The 18,301-nt window shown below is 69.6% G+C and carries 18 protein-coding genes; 10 read left to right on the forward strand and 8 right to left on the reverse strand.

Annotated elements, in window-relative coordinates; translation table 11 throughout:
• Positions 1 to 83: 83 nt before the first annotated feature.
• The 3 genes from EDD27_RS50640 (at position 84) to EDD27_RS50650 (ending at position 3,167) form a co-directional block, all read left to right on the forward strand.
• Positions 84 to 1,313 carry an RNA-guided endonuclease InsQ/TnpB family protein gene (locus tag EDD27_RS50640; protein ID WP_241564682.1) on the forward strand — a complete coding sequence of 410 codons (1,230 nt, stop codon included), beginning with the start codon at positions 84 to 86 and terminating at the stop codon, positions 1,311 to 1,313.
• A gap of 12 nt (positions 1,314 to 1,325) precedes the next feature.
• Positions 1,326 to 1,748 (forward strand): VOC family protein, encoded by a 423-nt coding sequence (locus EDD27_RS50645; protein ID WP_241564683.1) that lies wholly within the window; start codon positions 1,326 to 1,328, stop codon positions 1,746 to 1,748.
• 291 nt (positions 1,749 to 2,039) lie between these two features.
• The gene (locus tag EDD27_RS50650) at positions 2,040 to 3,167 is read left to right on the forward strand and encodes a hypothetical protein (protein ID WP_127939851.1); all 1,128 of its coding nucleotides are present in this window, start codon (positions 2,040 to 2,042) and stop codon (positions 3,165 to 3,167) included.
• 18 nt (positions 3,168 to 3,185) lie between these two features.
• Here EDD27_RS50650 and EDD27_RS50655 read toward each other — a convergent pair whose 3' ends face one another.
• The 4 genes from EDD27_RS50655 to EDD27_RS50670 form a co-directional block, all read right to left on the reverse strand.
• The gene (locus tag EDD27_RS50655) at positions 3,186 to 3,920 is read right to left on the reverse strand and encodes a DUF4097 family beta strand repeat-containing protein (protein WP_127939852.1); all 735 of its coding nucleotides are present in this window, start codon (positions 3,918 to 3,920) and stop codon (positions 3,186 to 3,188) included.
• Between the two features lie 195 nt (positions 3,921 to 4,115).
• Positions 4,116 to 4,961 (reverse strand): LLM class flavin-dependent oxidoreductase, encoded by an 846-nt coding sequence (locus tag EDD27_RS50660; protein ID WP_277750816.1) that lies wholly within the window; start codon positions 4,959 to 4,961, stop codon positions 4,116 to 4,118.
• An 84-nt stretch (positions 4,962 to 5,045) separates the two neighbouring features.
• Positions 5,046 to 5,393: an STAS domain-containing protein gene (locus EDD27_RS50665; RefSeq protein ID WP_127939853.1), complete on the reverse strand. Its 348-nt coding sequence runs from the start codon at positions 5,391 to 5,393 to the stop codon at positions 5,046 to 5,048.
• Positions 5,394 to 5,427: 34 nt separating this feature from the next.
• The gene (locus tag EDD27_RS50670) at positions 5,428 to 6,888 is read right to left on the reverse strand and encodes an LCP family protein (RefSeq protein WP_241564684.1); all 1,461 of its coding nucleotides are present in this window, start codon (positions 6,886 to 6,888) and stop codon (positions 5,428 to 5,430) included.
• A 59-nt stretch (positions 6,889 to 6,947) separates the two neighbouring features.
• Between EDD27_RS50670 and EDD27_RS50675 the strand changes: the two genes are divergently transcribed.
• Entirely contained in the window at positions 6,948 to 7,967 is a 1,020-nt protein-coding gene (locus tag EDD27_RS50675; RefSeq protein WP_127941487.1) for a glycosyltransferase family 2 protein, read from the forward strand.
• Here EDD27_RS50675 and EDD27_RS50680 read toward each other — a convergent pair.
• Positions 7,927 to 9,687: a CDP-glycerol glycerophosphotransferase family protein gene (locus tag EDD27_RS50680; RefSeq protein WP_241564685.1), complete on the reverse strand. Its 1,761-nt coding sequence runs from the start codon at positions 9,685 to 9,687 to the stop codon at positions 7,927 to 7,929. The genes EDD27_RS50675 and EDD27_RS50680 overlap by 41 nt on opposite strands.
• Positions 9,688 to 9,758: 71 nt before the next feature.
• Complete coding sequence (locus EDD27_RS50685) at positions 9,759 to 10,493, reverse strand: IspD/TarI family cytidylyltransferase (RefSeq protein WP_206642018.1); 735 nt, start codon at positions 10,491 to 10,493, stop codon at positions 9,759 to 9,761.
• Between the two features lie 293 nt (positions 10,494 to 10,786).
• On the opposite strand from EDD27_RS50685, the gene EDD27_RS58195 reads away from it, so the two are divergent.
• The 6 genes from EDD27_RS58195 to EDD27_RS50715 all read left to right on the forward strand — a co-directional run bounded on the left by EDD27_RS58195 (position 10,787) and on the right by EDD27_RS50715 (position 16,553).
• Positions 10,787 to 12,205 carry a CDP-alcohol phosphatidyltransferase family protein gene (locus EDD27_RS58195; protein ID WP_127939854.1) on the forward strand — a complete coding sequence of 473 codons (1,419 nt, stop codon included), beginning with the start codon at positions 10,787 to 10,789 and terminating at the stop codon, positions 12,203 to 12,205.
• Positions 12,202 to 12,825, forward strand: coding sequence for a DUF5941 domain-containing protein (locus tag EDD27_RS58200; protein ID WP_127939855.1), 624 nt, complete (start codon positions 12,202 to 12,204; stop codon positions 12,823 to 12,825). Before EDD27_RS58195 ends, EDD27_RS58200 begins: the two co-directional genes overlap by 4 nt.
• 136 nt (positions 12,826 to 12,961) lie before the next feature.
• Positions 12,962 to 13,696: a phosphocholine cytidylyltransferase family protein gene (locus EDD27_RS50700; RefSeq protein ID WP_127939856.1), complete on the forward strand. Its 735-nt coding sequence runs from the start codon at positions 12,962 to 12,964 to the stop codon at positions 13,694 to 13,696.
• Between the two features lie 28 nt (positions 13,697 to 13,724).
• Positions 13,725 to 14,765 (forward strand): iron-containing alcohol dehydrogenase family protein, encoded by a 1,041-nt coding sequence (locus EDD27_RS50705; RefSeq protein ID WP_164904275.1) that lies wholly within the window; start codon positions 13,725 to 13,727, stop codon positions 14,763 to 14,765.
• On the forward strand, positions 14,743 to 15,510 hold the full coding sequence (locus EDD27_RS50710; protein ID WP_127939858.1) for a CDP-alcohol phosphatidyltransferase family protein: 768 nt from the start codon (positions 14,743 to 14,745) through the stop codon (positions 15,508 to 15,510). The genes EDD27_RS50705 and EDD27_RS50710 overlap by 23 nt, the downstream gene beginning before the upstream one ends.
• 134 nt (positions 15,511 to 15,644) lie before the next feature.
• Positions 15,645 to 16,553 (forward strand): glycosyltransferase family 2 protein, encoded by a 909-nt coding sequence (locus EDD27_RS50715; protein ID WP_241564686.1) that lies wholly within the window; start codon positions 15,645 to 15,647, stop codon positions 16,551 to 16,553.
• Position 16,554: 1 nt separating this feature from the next.
• On the opposite strand, the gene EDD27_RS50720 is transcribed toward EDD27_RS50715, so the two are convergent.
• On the reverse strand, positions 16,555 to 17,268 hold the full coding sequence (locus tag EDD27_RS50720; RefSeq protein ID WP_127939859.1) for an acetoacetate decarboxylase family protein: 714 nt from the start codon (positions 17,266 to 17,268) through the stop codon (positions 16,555 to 16,557).
• A gap of 38 nt (positions 17,269 to 17,306) precedes the next feature.
• A complete protein-coding gene (locus tag EDD27_RS50725; protein ID WP_127939860.1) occupies positions 17,307 to 18,272 on the reverse strand; it encodes a glycosyltransferase in 966 nt (321 codons plus the stop codon).
• Between the last annotated feature and the right edge of the window lie 29 nt (positions 18,273 to 18,301).

An 18,301-nucleotide genomic window follows, 5' to 3' on the forward strand; every position in this document is an offset into this window, starting at 1 on the left:
CCCTTTCGAAAAGATTATGGAAAACATTGGTAACAGCTAGTAATGTGTGCGGTGGGTGAGGGTCTAGTGACAGGAGGTGCGCGATGGCGATCCGCCGCTCCGCCACCAAACGGCACGGCCTGCCCTCGGTGGTGCAGCTCCGGCTCGCCCCCACGCCCGCCCAGGCCGATGCCCTCACGGCAGCGGTGCAGGTGTGCAACGAGGCGGCCAGCTTCATCTCCCGCCTTGCCTGGGAGCAGCGCACTCTCACCGTGGTGGAGCTGCACCGGCTGGCCTACTACCCGGTGCGCGTGCAGTTCGCCGGGCTGGGCGCGCAGGCGGCCGTGCGGGCGATCGCCCGGGTGGCCGGTGCCTATGCAAACCGGCGTGCCACCAAGACGCGGGCTCATGTGTTCCGCCCACACGGTGCCGTCCCCCATGACGCGCGGCTGATGAGCTGGAACCGCGACGCCCGCACCGTGTCGCTGTGGACCCCCACCGGCCGCGTCCCAGTGCCCTACACCGGCCGGCCCGAAGACCTCAAGGCCGTCGACACGCTCCCGCTCGGCGAGGCCGACCTGATCTACCGGCGCGGGGCGTGGCTGCTGCAGGTCACCGTCACCCTGCCCAAACCCGAAGTCCGCGAGCCGGTCAACGGCTTCCTCGGGGTGGACCAAGGAGTGGCGAACCTGGCCGTCACCAACGACGGCGCGGTGCTGCCCGGCCCCGCGCTGCCCGGCCCGATCCACGGCAACGGGCACGTACGCAGCCTGCGCGAGCGCCGCCACCGCCAACGCCGGCGTTTGCAGAAGAAGGGCACCTCTTCGGCGCGGCGGGTGCTGCGCCGCCTGTCCGGGCGTGAGCACCGGATGATGACCGACCTCAACCACCAAATCAGCAAACACGTGGTGCGCGAAGCCGAACGCACCGGCCGCGGCATCGCCCTGGAGGACCTCCAGGGCATCCGCGGCCGGGTAAGGGCTCACCGGTTCCAGCGGCGCACCCTGCACGGCTGGGCGTTCGCCCAGCTGATCGAGTTCAGCCGCTACAAGGCCGCGCGGGCCGGGGTCGCCTTCCTGCTGGTCGATCCCGCCTTTACTTCGCAGGCCTGTCCCGACTGCGGGTGCGTCTCCAGAGCGAATCGGCCCGCGCGGGGCCGGTTCCTCTGCACCGGCTGTGGCCTCGCTGGGCACGCCGATCACATCGCGGCCTGCAACGTCGCCGTACGCGGTGTTGCGGGCTGGGCTGTTGTCAACCAGCCGCACGCTACCGGCCTCCCTTCAGCCAGACGGGACCGTGAGAGCAAGCCACCGGCTTCAGCCGGTGGTAGTTGACAGGGTCCAAGGGTGAACGACACGCCCGCCACTGGAATGCTGCACCACGTCGAGATCTGGGTTCCCGATCTGCGACGGGCGATCGGCAGCTGGCAGTGGCTGCTGCAAGCGCTCGGCTATACCGTCTTCCAGGACTGGGAGGATGGCCGGAGCTGGCGGCTGGGGCCGACGTACCTGGTTCTGGAGCAGTCGCCCGCTCTCACCGCCGACCATCACGACCGCCGCCGCCCAGGCCTCAACCATCTCGCCTTCCACGTGGAGAGCCGCGCCCTGCTCGACGCGCTGGTCGAGCAGGCCCCCGCGCACGGCTGGACGTTGATGTTCCCCGATCGTCATCCCGATGCCGGCGGCGCGCAGCACTATGCCGCGTACCTGGAGGACGAGGACGGGTTCGAGATCGAACTCGTTGCCTTCGATGGGGCAGACCGCCTCTGACGCGGTCGGTGGCTCGCGGAACGAGCCGCCGGCGGCCCCGCCTGGCCTGCATACCGTCGTCACGCGCCGCGTGACCAACGAAGCAGAACTGTACTTCTGAGAAGTTTAGTTCTGTATAACGGCTCGCGGGCTTCGCGGCGCCGCAACGGCGGCCTGCGGCGCCAGCGGGTGCAGCACTCGGTGTTGTCAGCCGTACTTCACTATCGATTTACGGATTTGTCAGACATCGTCATGACATCGGGCTAACGTCTCGTCTCGGTAAGATCCACAACCGAAGACGGGTACCGCACCATGCGCAAAGTCCTGACGCTCACCCTCGCCGCCGCCGTCACCTTCGGCCTCTCCTCCACCCCGGCCACAGCCACCCCCGCCGACCTGCCGAAAGAGATCTACGGAGGCGCCTGGGCCGCCGGGCATGTGCAGGGCATGGCCATCGACCAGCGCAAGGGGTACATGTACTTCTCCTTCACCAACCTCCTCGTCAAGACCGACCTCAAGGGCAACCCGGTCGGGTCCGTGACCGGCTTCACCGGACACCTCGGCGACCTGGACTTCAACGCGAAGGACGGCCGCGTGTACGGCTCGCTCGAGTACAAGGCGCAGGAGTCGTTCTATATCGCGATCTTCGACGTCGACCGCATCACCAGCATGAACATGGACGCCCAGACCAGCGACGTCGTCAAGACTGTCTACCTCAAGGAGGTCGTGGCCGACTACGTGGCCGACATGAACGGTGACGGCAAGTTCGACGGCAACATCGCCAACACCCCCGACCACCGGTACGGCTGCAGCGGCATCGACGGTGTGTCCTTCGGCCCCGAGTTCGGCAAGAAGCACGGCAAGCAGAAGCTGACCGTGGCGTACGGCATCTACTCGAACGTGGCCCGGCAGGACAACGACTACCAAGTCCTGCTCCAGTACGACATCCAGCAGTGGAAGAAGTACGAGCGGCCGCTCACCGAGAGCGCCCCGCACACCAGCGGCCCCGAGCACACCGACGGCAAGTACTTCGCCTACACCGGCAACACCACGTACGGCGTGCAGAACCTCGAGTACGACGAGCACACCGGCAACTGGATGATGGCCGTGTACAAGGGCAAGAAGCCGCAGTTCCCCAACTACTCGTTCTTCATGGTCGACGGCAGCGCGCAGCCCAGGAAGGGGGACATCGTCGGGCAACCCCAGCCGGAGCAGGGCGACCTGCTCACCCTGGCGCCGGGCGGCCTCCAGCATGACGCGTCCGGGGTGCGGGGCTGGGAGTTCACCGGCGAGTACGGCCTGATCTCGCTCGGCGGCGGGCGCTACTACGTCTCCAAGGCCGGGACCCTCACGGAGGGCGGCGTCACCAAGCAGACCGGGACCGCCCAGCTGTACCGCTGGACGGGCCAGGTGCCGACTCCCTTCGAGCGGGTCGGCTGACCGGACCTCGGCGCCGGGTCATCGGGCCAGGATGCGGACGTTTCCCGAGGTGCTGCGGGCGACGATCTTGCTGGTGGCCTGCGGGTCGTTCGCGATCTCGGAGCGCTCGCTGCCGTCCGTGCTCTTCGCCGTCACCGCATAGGAGCCCTGCGGCACGGTAGCCGTCACCCTGCCGTCGCTGGACTCGAGGTCCAGGTTGGTCGGGGCGCCGGCGAAGGAGAGATCGATCTCGCCGTCCAGGGTCCGGCATCGGACATTCGCCGACCTCAGGCCATCACCCGTGATCGGGCCCTCGCTGCGTAGCCGCAGCTTTCCCGAGGTTCCGGACACCTGGATGCGGTCCTGGCCGACCACGTCCACGTCCTGCTGGAGGTCCTTGAGGATGACGCCGTCCGCCGCGTCGATCGTCAGGCGGAGGCCGGGCGGGACCGTGATGTGGTAGCGGGCGCCGCAGTCGCCGAAGACCATGTTGCAGTCCGCGCTCAGCCGGAGGGTGCCGTCCCGCAGGGACCAGGTGGCGTTGCCGTCGTCGGCGGCCTTGCCGCGGGTCCACCGCTCCACCTCGACGGTGCTGCCGGTGCCGGCGAGTACGCGGACGCCGCCCAGGGAGGAGACGATCCTCAGGGAGGTCCCGCTCATGGGGAACGACCGTGCTGCGTGCACCTCCTTGGCGTCCAGGTCCAGGCCGCCGCAACCGCTCGTGGCCCATGCCAGCGCCGCCGCGCATGCTGCTAATGATGCGATTCGCCTCATGGGCCGATCCTGGCCGGGCACCGCTCGCCATCCATCGGCCATTCGACCGAGCACCATCGGCCATTCGGCCATCGGGTCATCCCGGTCGGGGATGGCTCATCCGGCCGCCGCCTGCAGTCCGGCCTGTGGGGCGCACTCTGCGGGCCGAAGCGGAAGCCCCGCCCCCACGGGTGGGAGCGGGGCGTGCGGTGGGTGTCAGAGGGCCGACAGCAGGGCCGTGACGTGGCGGAGCGGGTCCGAGCCGAGCGGCCGGACCGCCACCGTGTCGGCCCCAGCCGCCCACAGGCTCTTGACCTGCGCCGCCGCCTCCTCCGGCGACCCGTCCGCCATCGCCACATCCTCCGGGGCGATCCCGAGGAACGCCGCCTGCCCCTCCACCGTGGGCTTGGCGGCCTCCGCAGCCTCCGTCCCGGTGTTCAGGAACGTGAAGACCACCAGTTCATGATCGTCACCGTCCGCCGCCCCGATCTGCTCCAGGATCCCGGGCAACTGTGCGGGCCCGATGCCCTCGGGCACGATCGTCCCCTGCGCCACGCGCCCCGACAGCGCCAGCGAGCGCGGGCTCTTCACCCCGGTCAGCACGGGCGGCGCCACAGCGGGCGGATGCACCAGCGACACTCCGTCCAGGTGCACGGACTTGCCGTGCAGGGTGACGGTCTCGCCGCGCAGCAACGCGCGTACCGCTGTGACCGTCTCCTCCAGCAGGGCGAGGGGCGACGGCGGGGCGGCGCCGACCTGGCGCATCCAGTCCTGTACGCCGTGCCCGATCCCCGCCGCCAGCCGGCCGGGATGCACGCGCGCCAGATTGGCCAGCTCCATCGCCAGCAACATCGGGTTACGCAGGGGAGCGGGGGCGATGCCGATGCCGACGCGCAGGCGCGAGGTGACGGCCAGGGCGGTGGCTGCCGAGGAGATGCCGCCGGTCCAGCCCAGGTCCTCCACCACCCACAGATCGTCGACGGACGTCTCGTCCAGCGCCTTGGCGAACGGGATGAGCTGCTCGGGCGGCAGGTCCCTGTCGAACATCACGCCAAGCCTCATGGTTGCCTCCAGTCATAGCGGAACACCCGGCGGATCTCCGAGTATCCAGCACGAAGGAAAGCATGGGGGAGCGTGGGCAAGCTGTCAGGCGGCGCTGCCGAGCGCCATGCGGGCCTCGCCGATCGACTCGCTCGTCTCGAAATGCCTGTCGAGGTTAGTGATCATCAGCAGGTGGCGGATCATCCCGGGCGCCAGCACCAGGATCATGCGGCCGCGTATGTGGTGGATGCGATTGAGCGTGGCCACCAGCACGCCCAGGCCCACGGAGTCACAGAACGGCACCTCGGTCAGGTCGACGACCAGGTTGGGAGGGTCCGCCTCGGCGATCGCCTGCTCCAACTCGGCCCGCAACCGTGGAGCCCCCGCCACATCGAGGTCGCCTACGACGTGCAGAACCGTACAGGGGTCCTCCCGCCAACACCTGACCACCATGGGCCTCACCTGCCCGAGTCGCAGAAAGATATGTCTATTTCTTACATATGTTCTGCATTGCCGTTTTGGTCGTTGGTGTAACACTCGGCTTGCTAGTTGGGGCGGTTGTTGCCTTCTGTTTCTGGATTTTCGGCTGGTCGCTCCCGACAATGACCTCGATGCCGTCGACGTCGGCCTTTTTCAGGTCTGCCCCAGGAATGGCGGCGGCCACCACGCGGGCGGCGCCCTCCTGGCCCGCGGCGTACCGGACGACGGTCTTCTTGTAGTCCTTCTTCGAGGTGTTGCCGGGCTCTCCCGGGACCTTGAAGCCGTACGCGACCAGCCCCGCCTTCGTACGGGCCCCCAACCCGGTGATGAGCGTGCCGTTCTTGACCTTGAGCGTGATGCTCCCCGGCGCGATCGCCGACGGCTTGGCAGACGGGGACGGGGAGACCGTGGGCGTGGGCTTGGTCAGGTCCTGGTCGGCGTTGATCTTGGCGAACATGTCGCGAGCCGCCTGCTTGTCCCACAACACCGCCGACTCGCCCGTGGGCGCCTTGAAGTCGACGTTCGCCAGCGGCACCTCGGCGAACTTCACGTCCTCCAGTGACACGTCCCTGAGCTGTGTGGCCAGCCCCAGCAGCCCGTCGTCCGGGTCCACCTTCACCGTGCTGAGCGTCGAGTTGACGAACGACGCCAGCTTGCCGGGGTTGGCCAGCGTGTCGGCGCTCAGCGCCCGGTTCAGCAGGGCCGAGATCACCTGCTGCTGCCGGTCGATGCGGTCGAGGTCGGAGCGGGCGGTGGCCCGCGTGCGGGCGTAGCCGAGCGCCCGCACGCCGTCCAGCTGATGGGTGCCCGCCTGCAGGTTGAGCCCGGTCTTGGGGTCGTTGATCGGCACCGGCGTGCACACCGTGACCCCGCCGAGCGAGTCGACCACGTCGATGAAGCCGAGGATGTTGACCTCGATGTAGCGGTTGATCTGCAGCCCGGTGGCGGCCTCGACGGTCTGCTTGGCGAGCTTTGGCCCGCCGAACTGGTACGCGGAGTTGATCTTGTGTTCGCCCTTGCCGGGGACCGTCGTCCAGGTGTCGCGCGGCAGGCTCACCACGGTGACCCGGCGGTGGTCCTCGGACAGGTGGATCACCATCATGGTGTCGGTGCGCTGCCCCGCCTCGCGACCCAGCTTGAGCCGGTTTTGCTGCTGGCGGGTGAGATCGTCGCGCTTGTCCACGCCGACCAGCAGGATGTTCTCGGCGCCGCGGGTGGGCGCGGTCACGCCGGCGTCCACGGTGCCGATCTGGCGCGGGGTCGCCCACACCACGCCCGTGGTCACGAGCACGCAGGCAGACAGGAACCCGGCCACGATCACATTGCGCCGGCGCGCCTTGGCGCTCCTCTTGAACGGCCGGCGCGGACGACCGGGAGGGAGCCTGACGCCGCCGTAGGCGTCGCCGCCCACGAGAACTCCGGCGTCCTCCTCGCCCGAGCCGCGCATGCCGTCCCCCTCATGTCGCACGGAGGATCGAGCTTTCGATTGCCCTCCTCCCCTGCCGGTACAGTAGCGTGAGCCCCGCCATGAAGCAGTTCCCCGACTCGCCGCAGGCCCCCGCGGAAACGCGCGCCTGGCCCCCCATTTCCGTCGTCATGCCGGTCCTCAACGAGGAGCGGCACCTCCGCGAGGCCGTCGACCAGGTCCTCGCCCAGAGATATCCCGGCGCCATCGAGGTCGTCCTCGCCGTGGGGCCGTCCCGAGATCGCACCCAGGAGGTCGCCGAGGCCATCGCGGCGGCCGATCCCCGGGTGACCGTGGTGCCCAACCCGACGGGCCGCACCCCCAACGCGCTCAACGCCGCGATCGGCGCCTCCCGCAACGGCATCATCGCCAGGGTGGACGGGCACGCCATGTTGCCGCCCGACTACCTGCGCATCGCGGTCGAGACGCTGGCGGAGACCGGCGCCGACAACGTGGGCGGGATCATGGCGGCCGAGGGCGTCACACCCTTCGAGCAGGCCGTGGCCTGTGCCATGACCTCCAAGATCGGCGTGGGCGCGGCCGCGTTCCACGTGGGCGGCACGGCAGGCCCCGCCGACACCGTCTACCTCGGCGTCTTCCGCCGCTCGGCGCTCGACCGGGTGGGCGGCTACGACGAGCACTTCCAGCGGGCCCAGGACTGGGAGATGAACCACCGCATCCGCCAGACCGGCGGCCTGGTCTGGTTCCAGCCGCGCATGCGGGTCACCTACCGGCCGCGGCCCAACGTCAAGGCGCTGGCCAAGCAATACTTCCACTACGGCCGCTGGCGGCGCGTGGTCGCGCGCACCCACGAGGGCACGATCAACCTGCGCTACCTGGCGCCGCCCGCCGCGGTGCTGGCCATGCTGCTGGGCCTGATCGTCTCGCCGTTCTTCCCGCTCGGCCTGGTCATCCCCGGCGGCTACGCACTCGCCATCGTGGCCGGCTCTGTGGTGACCGGCAGCGGGTTGTCCCTGGCGGCACGGCTGCGGCTGCCGATCGTGTACGCCACCATGCACTGCTCATGGGGGTGGGGCTTCCTCACGAGCCCGAAGAAGCTGGCCCGCCCGCCGAAGTCATGACCCGCTCGACCGCCGCGTTGAAGCGGGCCAGCGCGTCGGGATACTCCGGCCCGAACAGATAGCTCCTGAGCTTGATCCTGGCTCGGGCCAGCGTGTCCTCCCCGTCGAGGAACTCCGCGAGCCCGGCCAGGTCCTTGCCCAGCAGCACGCCTGCCTCGGCGCTCGGATAACGCTCATGAAAGGCGCGTTCGGGCAGGCCGGCGACATTCGTCACGGCGTACGGCTTCTCGCTGGCCAGGAAGTCGGCCACGACGCTGGAGATGTCGCTGATCAGCAGGTCGCACTCGTTGAAGCAGTCGTACAGGTGCGGCTCCGGGCCCGTGACGATCATGTGCGCGATCCGCGGCGGCGACCCGGCCGCGCGGGAGGGGTGCCTGGCCTTCGACTCGGAGAGCTCGGCCGCCTCGATCATGGCGACGATCTTCCGGTGCGCACGCAGGGCGCGCTTGTCCCGGAATCCGGTGAGCGGGTGCGGCTTGTAGATGACGCGGAGCGGCGGGTCGTGCTCCAGCAGCGCCCGCACGATGCGCGGCCCCATGGTCATCAGCGACGTGTGGAACAGGTCGTCGTTCCAGCCTTCCCAGGTGGGGGCGTACAGGACGGTCCGGTACGGCAGCCCGGGCCCTTCCGTCGAGATGCCCTCCAGTTGCGGCCGGCCGACCTCGTGGATGTCCTCGTCCCTGACGCCCACCTTGGCCCGCCGGTAGCGGTCGCGTCCCGCGGGCCCGGCCACCCACACCTCGTCGTACACCCGGGAGAACGGGTTGAACGACGCCTCCTTGTCGCTGTCCCCGTGGTTGAGGAACGCGCTGCGCAGCGTGGGGATGCGCAGCATGTGGACGTTCCTGCCGACGTTGGAGACGTACAGGCACAACTTGGCGCTGAAGAGCGCGTGGAAGCTCATCAGGTCGCCCGAGGACGGGATGCAGACCATCGGCAGCGTCGAGGGCTCCAGGTGAGCCGCCATGCCTCGCTCGCGCAGCACGACGATGGCCCGCCGGTCGAGGCGCTCCAGCGTGGGGAGCCACATCCGCGCCTGGTAGGCGGCCGCTGTGGCGCCGGAGAAGTACAGGATGACCTCCGGGCTGTAGGCCCTGACCTGATCGCTCACGACCTGGATGACCCGTTCCTTGTCGGTGAGCGGCAGGGCCCGCCGCACGTACGGGAAGAGGGCCAGCGCGCCGACGGCGCCGGACACGAGCGCCAGGGCCGCGCCGCAGGCCGCCGTGAGCGCGCCGGCCGCGGCCCCGAGCACGGGCAGCGCGTCCAGATAGAGGAAACGTACGCTGCGGGCGTCACCCAGCCAGCCAGGCGGCATCTTCGGGATGCGCAGAGCCGACACGTCCAGGTTGCGGGTGGTGACCGGCATCCTGCTGAGGATCGAGCGGAGCCGCAGGGCCAGCCCGGTGTGCACGGCCCGCACCCCGTGAATCCCGAACATCCCAGCCGCCAGCGCCACGAACCACGGCGAATCCGGACCCGCCGTCCGCGCCACCAGCAGCAACGCCGCCGTCTGCCTGACCGTGAACCGCAGCGTCATCCCCAGGTGCACCTTGCCGAACACGTCGGTCAGTCGCCTGGAGACGCGCGGCGCGGCGTACTCGGCGGCGTAGGAGAGCGCGGCCACCGCCCCGAACAGCAGCGGTGCCGGCCAGAGCGCCGACACCAGCAGCACGGGGTAGCAGACGAGCAGCGCCGCGATCACGATGAGTTTCCTCATGCGATCGCACGGTAACAGGCGGCGGGTCAGGCCAACGTCTGCAACGCGGCGGTATTCACGTACTTTGACCCTTATGCCGTTGGCCCCTCGGCCGCCAGCCGGAAGAGCAACTCGGCGATCCGCAGGTCGGCGGGGTGGGTGATCTTGATGTTGTGCTCGCTGCCCGGCACCAGGTGGATGGGCACCTCGGGCAGGTAACGCAGGACCACACCGCAGTCGTCGGTGGCCGGGCGGCTGTCGAAATCGGGGTCGGCGAACGCCCGCTCGTACGCCTCCCTGATCACCGACAGCTTGAAGCACTGCGGCGTCTGGCTGCGCCGCAGCCGCGACCTGTCCAGCACCTCGCCGATGACCTCGCCGTCCGCTCCGGGCACGGCCACCAGGACCGTGTCGGAGCTCGGGATCGCCACGTTGACGGCGTGGTGCGTGCGCAGGGCCTGGACACACTCGGTGATGATCCGGGGCTCCACGAGCGGGCGTACGGCGTCGTGCAGCAGCACGTCGCACTCCTCCGTCCCGAGTGCCTGCAGGGCCCGCCACGTGCTCTCGGTGCGGCTCGCGCCGCCCTCCACGATCTTGGTGACCTTGCGGTAGCCGCCCTTGTCCACGATCTCGCGGATCCGGTCGGTGTAGCCCGGCGTCATCAGCACCACGATCTCGTCGATCTCCGGCGCGTCCTCGAACACGGCGATCGAGTGCTCGATGATCGTCTTTCCGGCGATCTCGGCGAGTTGCTTGGGAGTGGCCAGACCCACCCGCTGCCCCACACCGCCCGCCAAAAGCACGCCAACCGACCTTGAATCCATACCGGCAGCGTAATGGAAAGCCCCTGTTCAGCCGGACGTTCTGGGCGTGGGGGAACCCCTCCGTCGCCTGCTCCAGGCCTGGGGCGCCAACGACGTCGGGCAGTTGGGTGACGGCCACATACCGCGACGACACGACCGATGAGGACGACCGCAAACCGGGCTCGACGGTCTGATGAGCAGGTTTCTCGCCGGGCACGCTTCCTGTTCCGTGATATTGCCCTGACCTGTCGCTACGCTGGCTACGCACCCCCAAATCCACGCGCTCCACCCCCGGCCGGGAGGAGACCCGCGCTTTGCCCGACTCGTTGACGACCCGCGAGAGCACGACCACGTCGGTCGTGTTGCTCGCCACGACCCCGGCCGGCAGGCTCTCCTGTCCGGACGGCACGCTGCTCGACCGGATCACCGGTCAGCTCGCCACGCTGCCGGTGAGTGAGATCCAGGTGGTCACGCCCGGTGGCGGACTCGGAGCCGACCTCAGGGGCGTCGCCAAGATCGCCAGGATTTCGACGGGCGCCGTCGCCGTGCTCCCCGCCGACCTCGTGGCCCACACCGAGGCGCTCGCGTTGCTGCTGGAGCATCCCGCGCACGCCACCGGGGCGCTGGTCTCCCAGGACGCGACCGCGGGTCCCATGCGGCCGCCCGTGCACGTCCAGGGCGGGAGGATTGTCGCCGCGGGCAGTTCGTTCCACATCGTCCCCGAGGCGAACGCCACGTTCCGCGGCGTGTTGCAGGTGGGCGAGTCCCATCTGGGCACGCTGGCCGACATCGCCGAGGAACTGGCCGAACTGGCCGACACCGGCAAGCTCGGCCCCGTCACCGCGGTCGAGGCGGTGGACCTGCTGCTGGTCGGTCTGGTCAGGTCGGGCGTGCCGGTGCGGGCCGCCCTGATCGGGCCGCTGCACGCCGACCGGGTGACCGGCCAGCACGCGGCCGACACCGCCGTCGCGGCGCTGGCGGACGTGGACGAGGCCAGGGTCCGGCTCGACACCTCGGTCAAGCAGGACGACGGCTTCTTCGCCACCTACGCCGTCTCCACCTGGTCGCGCTACCTGATCAAGCCGGCCGCCAAGCTCAAGCTCACCCCCAACGCCGTCACCGGCATCTCGGTCGCCCTGGCGTTGCTGGCGGCCATGTGGTTCTCCGCGGGCACCCAGGGTGGGCGGCTGCTCGGGGCGCTGCTGTTCTACCTCTCGTTCGTGCTCGACTGCCTGGACGGTCAGCTGGCCCGCTACACCCGCACGTTCTCGCCGCTCGGCGCCTGGGCTGACGGCATGGCGGACCGGTTCAAGGAGTACGCCGTGTACGTCGGCCTGGCTTTCGGCTCCACCGACCCCGGCATCTGGCACCTGGCCGTGGCCGCGACCATCCTGCAGGCCGTCCGGCACGGCATCGACTTCTCCTACGGCGGGGCCCGCGCCGACGCGGCCCGGGCCGGCGCGGGCTGGGGCAAGCCGGCCCGCTCTCTGCTGGAGTCGGCCGACGCCCGTCGCGCGACCGGCGTGCTGGGCCTCGCTCAGCGCCTGGGCCGCCGGGCGGCCGGCCACTGGCTCAAGAAGATGATCGTGCTGCCCATCGGCGAGCGGACCGCGCTGATCGCCGTCACCGCCGCCTTCTGGAACGCCAGAGTGACGTTCCTCTCCCTGCTCTGCTGGGGCGGCGTCGCGGCCCTTTACCAGCTCGCCGGACGGATGATGAGGTCGGCACGATGAGCCCGGTGCACATGGCCCCCGTACCCAACAGCACGGTCGTGGCCTACCGCGACGACGGGCCGCTCTCGCGGGCCATGGGCCTGCTCGTGGCCGGCCAACTCCCGCCGCTGCCGCCGGTGCTGGCGGGCACGTTCGTCACGGGCGTGCTTCTGGTGCTGGGGGTGGCGGGCACGGACGGACTCGCGGTGTTCGCGCCGGCCGTGACGCTGCTGCTGGCCGGGCCGGGCAGCACGCATCCGCACGACGGCAGGTTCGACTGGCTCGTCCCGCCACTCCTGCGGGTCATCGAGTACACGTTCGTGGTGGCGGTCGGATTCGCCCACGAGCTGAACCCGGTGCTGATCTTCCTGCTGCTCGGCGCGCTGGCGTTCCACCATTACGATCTGGTCTACCGGCTGCGGCAACGCGTCTACGCGCCGTCGTGGCTCTCCACCCTGGGGCTGGGCTGGGACGGGCGGATGATGGCGGTCTCGCTGGTCGCTCTCGTAGGGCCGTTGACCTTCGGTTACGCCGTGCTCGCGCTCTATCTGTGGGCGCTGTTCGGCTGGGAGAGCCTGACCTGCTGGCTGGCCGCACCCCGATCCGGGGTGGAAGAGGCCGATATGGGAACGCAAGACTAACGCCGGATTACCCGCGGAGGGCTCAAAGGGAACTAACCTTTGGGCCTACGGTGGGCTGCGTACAACAGTCCACCGTACGTAACGAAAGTTACACGTTCGTACGTCATGCTCGACATGCTCGACTGAGGAGTGCACGTTGCTGGGAATGGTGCTGGCCGCTGGGGCCGGACGACGCCTGCGGCCGTACACCGACACGCTGCCCAAGGCGCTCGTGCCGGTCGACGGTGAAACCACGATCATGGACATCTCGCTGCGTAACCTCGCCGAGGTGGACCTGCGCGAGATCGTGATCATCGTCGGGTACGCCGCTCAGGCCGTGCACGAGCGCAAGGACGACTTCGAGAAGAAGTACGGAGTCAAGCTCACCCTGGTGCACAACGACAAGGCCGAGGAGTGGAACAACGCCTACTCCCTGTGGTGCGCCCGCGACTACTTCTCCCAGGGCGCGCTGCTGGTCAACGGCGACACCGTGCACCCGGTCTCGGTCGAGAAGACGCTCCTGTCCGCCCCCGAGACGAGCGACATCCTCCTCGCCGTCGACAACGTCAAGAAGCTCGCCGACGAGGAGATGAAGGTCACGCTCTCGCCCGACGGCTCGCTGCGGCGCATCACCAAGCTGATGGACCCGGCCGAGGCCTACGGCGAGTACATCGGAGCCACCCTCATCAGGCCGGGCGCCGGAGAGCGGCTGGCCGATGCGCTCAAGGCCACGTTCGAGCGCGACCCGCAGCTCTACTACGAGGACGGCTACCAGGAGATGGTCGAGCGCGGTGAGACGATTCACGCCGCGCCCATCGGCGAGGTCGACTGGGTCGAGGTGGACAACCACGACGACCTGGCCAAGGCCCGCACCATAGCCGTTCGCTACTGAGGGGGCGGGCATGCCGCTTCTCGCGAGGATGTTGCCGGCGCCGTTGACCATGCAGGTCAGGCGCGGCGCCGTGGTCGAGCTCGGCGCTCTGCTCGCCGACAGCCGGGTGGCGACCTCCGGCCGGGTCGCCGTGGCCGTCGGCCCAGGCCAGGGCGACCACATCGAGAGCCTGATCGCGCCGCAACTGGACGAGGCCGAGGTGTTCAGGGTGGCCGACGGGTCGGTCGACGCGGCCGTCACGCTCGGCGCGGACCTGCGCAAGGGCGCCTATGAGGTCGTGGTGGGCGTCGGCGGCGGCAAGACGATCGATGCGACCAAATACGCCGCCTCGCTGGCCGGCATCCCGATGGTCGCGGTGGCCACCAACCTGTCCCACGACGGCATCTGCTCGCCCACCGCTTCCCTCGTCCACGAGGGGGGCAAGGGCACGTTCGGGGTGCCGATGCCGCTGGCCATCCTGGTCGACCTCGACTTCGTGCACAACGCGCCGAAGCAGCTGATCAGGGCCGGCGTGGGTGACGTGGTGAGCAACCTGTCCGCCATCGACGACTGGCAGCTCGGCAACACCGAGCGCGGCGAGCCCATCGACGGGCTGGCCTGCTCGATGGCCCGCACGGCCGCCGAGGCGCTCATCGGGCGTACGGACTCCATCGAGTCTGACGCGTTCCTGACCGTGCTGGCCGAGTCTCTGATCCTTTCCGGCATGTCCATGGTGGTCGCGGGCTCGTCCCGGCCCGCCAGTGGTGGAGACCATGAGATCATGCATGCCGTGGATCAGCTTTTCCCCGGCACCTCCAACCACGGAGAGCTCGCCGGGATCGGTGCCGCCTTCTGCTTCTTCCTGAGGGAGGACAAGGCCCGGGTCACGCAGGTGGTCGACTGTTTGCGGCAGCACGAGCTGCCGGTCGTCCCCGCCGACATCGGGCTGAGTGACGAGCAGTTCGCCGAGGCCGTCGCGCTGGCGCCGGCCACCCGCCCCGGCCGTTACACGATCCTGGAGCACCTGCGCATGCAGGACAACGAGATCCGCGATCGAGTGGGGGACTATGTCCGGGCCTTCGGTCGCTGAGCTGCGGCGGGTCGCGCAGCCCGCCGGCCACCTGGATCGCAGGAACGGCGAGCACTGGGCAGGCGTGCTCTACATGCGCAGGTTGTCCATCTACGTCACCTGGCTGATGACCAAGACGCCGGTCACGCCCAACCAGCTCACCTGGGTGATGACGCTGGCCGGGATCGCAGCCGGTGTGGTGCTGGCCCTGCCAGGGCTGTGGGCCGTCGTGGCCGCGGCCCTGCTGGTGCAGGTCTATCTGCTGCTGGACTGCTCCGACGGCGAGCTGGCCCGCTGGACCGGGAAGACCTCGCTGGTCGGCGTCTACCTGGACCGCGTCGGGGCCTACTTCACCGAGGCCGCGCTGCTGGTCGGGCTGGGCTGGCGGGCGTCGGCCGTCATGCCCGATTGGTATACCGTGCTGGGCGTCGCCGCCGCGCTCGGCGCCATCCTCATCAAGGCCGAGACCGACCTCGTGGAGGTGGCGCGGGCCAAGGGGGGCCTGTCGGCCGCCACCGAGGCGTCGGCGGTGCAGTTCCGCTCCGGGCTGCTGGCACTGGGCAGGCGGGTGCTTGCGGCGACGAAGTTCCACCGGATCATGCAGCCGATCGAGTTGTCTCTGCTCGCGCTGGCGGCCGCGGTCATCGACGAGTTCGCCGGCGGCCTGGCCGCCACACGGGTCCTGCTTGTTGCGTGTTTCGTAGCGGCTTGCCTACAGGTTGTTCTGCATTTGGTAAGCATCGTCGCGTCGAGGCGCCTGGCGTGATGCCATGTCGGAACCGAAGAGGCGCGATGTCCGTCGTATTGATCGGACGTCCGCCGTTCGGTGGGGGTTCATTCCCAGTTCCGATACGCTTAGCTTCACCCGTACCCAGAAACAGACTCGGTGATCATGAAAGCATGCCACGACCGCCTGGTGATCTCTTGAAGATCTCGTGCGTCATTCTCACCATGGGCAACCGGGTCGCGGAGCTGAACCGGGCGGTCGAGTCCGCGCTCAACCAGATCGACGGCGACGTCGAGGTGGTGATCGTGGGCAATGGCGCCGACGTGCCCGAGGTGTCGGCCACGCCACCCGAGGGGTCCGCCGCGGTCGTGAAGTCGATCCGGCTGGACCAGAACGCGGGCATCCCCGCCGGCCGTAATCGCGGTGTGGAGGAGTGCTCGGGAGACGTCGTGCTGTTTCTCGACGACGACGGCTGGTATGCCAGCCAGAAGGTCGTCGCGCACGTGCGTGACCGCTTCGCCACCGAGCCGGACCTGGCAGTGATCTCTTTCCGGGTGATGGACCCCGACGGCGGCATCGGCCAGCGGCGGCACGTCCCGCGGCTGCGCGCGGGCGACCCGCAGCGCTCCTCGCCGGTCACGACGTTCCTGGGCGGCGCCTCAGCGGTCAGGCGCTCGGCGTTCCTGCAGGTGGGCGGCCTGCCTGAGCGGTTCTTCTACGCCCACGAGGAGACCGACCTGGCCTGGCGGCTGCTCGGCGAGGGCTACCGGATCGAGTACGACGCCGAGACGGTGATGTACCACCCGCAGGTCCCGCCCACGCGGCACGCCAACTTCCACCGGCTCAACGCCCGCAACCGCGTCTGGCTGGCCCGCCGCAACCTGCCGTGGCCGCTGGCGGTGCTTTACCTGACCAACTGGGTGGTGCTCACCCTCATCCGCGAACGCGGGTCGGCCACGGCGCTCAAGGCGTGGTTCGCCGGGTTCGTCGAGGGTCTGCGCAGCCCGGCGGGCGAGCGGCGGCCGATGGCCTGGCGCACGGCCTGGCGCATGGTCAAGCTCGGCCGCCCCCCGATCGTCTAGCTCAGACCTCCACGGCCGCGCCGAACGTCATCGCCGCCCGCGAGACCGTCGTGGTGAACATGGCCCGTTTGGGCAGCCCCAGCTCGCTCAGCTCCTTGGCGACGGGGTGGTTGCCGAGCCGGATCAACGCGCCGCTGGGCCGCATCTTGGCGCCGTGGGCGCGTACGGACCAGGGGACGCGCCGCGTGACCCCGTCCTGGTGCGTGTAGGCGTCCATCGGCGTCATCGCCGCGGCGCCCGGCACGGGCACACCCGGCTTGATCAGCATGTCCAGCACGAGCCTGTCGTCCTTGCGGAGGATGCACCGTTTGTACGGCGAGCCGAGCCGCAACTCGATGTCCGCCAGCTCTTTCGGGAACCCCCAGATCGAGCGCCCCGCGTCCAACGTGAACCGCTGGTCCACGGGCAGCCAGTGCACGAAGATCCCCGCCTGTCGGAGATCGGCGAGCCCCTTGGCCCCTGAGGAGCCCGGAGGACGGACCAGGAAGGCCATCCCGAACTCGTGGTAGGTGTCGAGATCCCCGTCGCGGTAATCGACGAACAGCAACATGCAGACGGCCTTGCCGGGCAGCGCCTCAGCCACGTCGAGCCCGGAGTACGCGATGACCGCCCGGGCGGCGTCGGCACGCACCGGGTAGAAGGCGCTGCAGATCTCGGCGTCCCTCACCCGGACAGGCATGTCCACCGTCCGGCCCTGGATCAGATGCGATGCCATGCTCCCAGTACATCAACCGTCGGCCCGGCTCGCCATGGCTACACGGCCAGAGCGTGCGTGGCGGGTCGGCCTGCCCACGACTCGGCCAGCCGGACGAAGGCCGCCGCGTGGTCCGGCCAGTGGTGGTGCAGCCGCGCCTCGGCGTGGCCCTGCGCGCCCAGCCTGGCCCGCCGCACCGGGTCCTCCTTCAGGTCCAGTACGGCGTTCAGCACGGCGTCGATGTCCAGCGGCACGACCAGCCCGCAGCCCGCGCCCTCCACCAGCGCGGCGCCCTGCGGCGTGGTGATGACCGGCAGCCCGCGGCCCATGTAGTCCATGATCTTCGTCGGCGCCTCGCGTACGGTGCTGTCGGCCAGCGACAGGCCGGCCAGCGCGCCCTCGGCCATGCGCAGCGCGTGCCGGTTGGGCACGTACCCGAACCAGTCGAGCAGGCCGACCCGCTGCGCGTCCCGCAGCAGCGGGCGCACCTCCGGGTCGGCCGCCCCCATGAGGTCCAGCCGGACACCGTGCGGCAGCAGGCGTTCGGCGAGGCCGATCAGCTCGTTGACGCCGCGCTCGGCCGACAGGCGGCCGATGTGCACGACCCTGGTGTCGCCAGGAGGCGGAGGACTGGGCGACACCAGGGTCGCTTCGGGCACCATCGCGGAGGTGATCACCCGGTGGCGCCGCTCGGCGCGGGCCAGTTGCCGGGGGGTGACCGCTTCGCGCACGTCCCAGACGACCGGGGGACGCCGGTACGGCAGGGCGTGCAGCAGCCGATGGTCATGGACGATCAGCAGGTCCGCGCCCTTGACGCCACGCCTGAGCGCGGCGCGGCTCTTGCCGTACGTGGCCGAGCGCGCCACGTCCACCGCGGTGAGCCCCATCGCGGGTGTCACGTTGAAGTAGGTGAACGGTGCCACGTAGGTCACCTCGTGGCCCGCGTCGAGCAACGCCCGGATCTGCCTGTGCATGATCCGGGCATCCTCGGGGTGATGGACGGTGGTGGCGACACATGCGCGCATGTGTCGATGCTCCGCGCCTACCAGGTCAA

This window comes from Nonomuraea polychroma, assembly GCF_004011505.1.
Lineage (GTDB): Bacteria > Actinomycetota > Actinomycetes > Streptosporangiales > Streptosporangiaceae > Nonomuraea > Nonomuraea polychroma.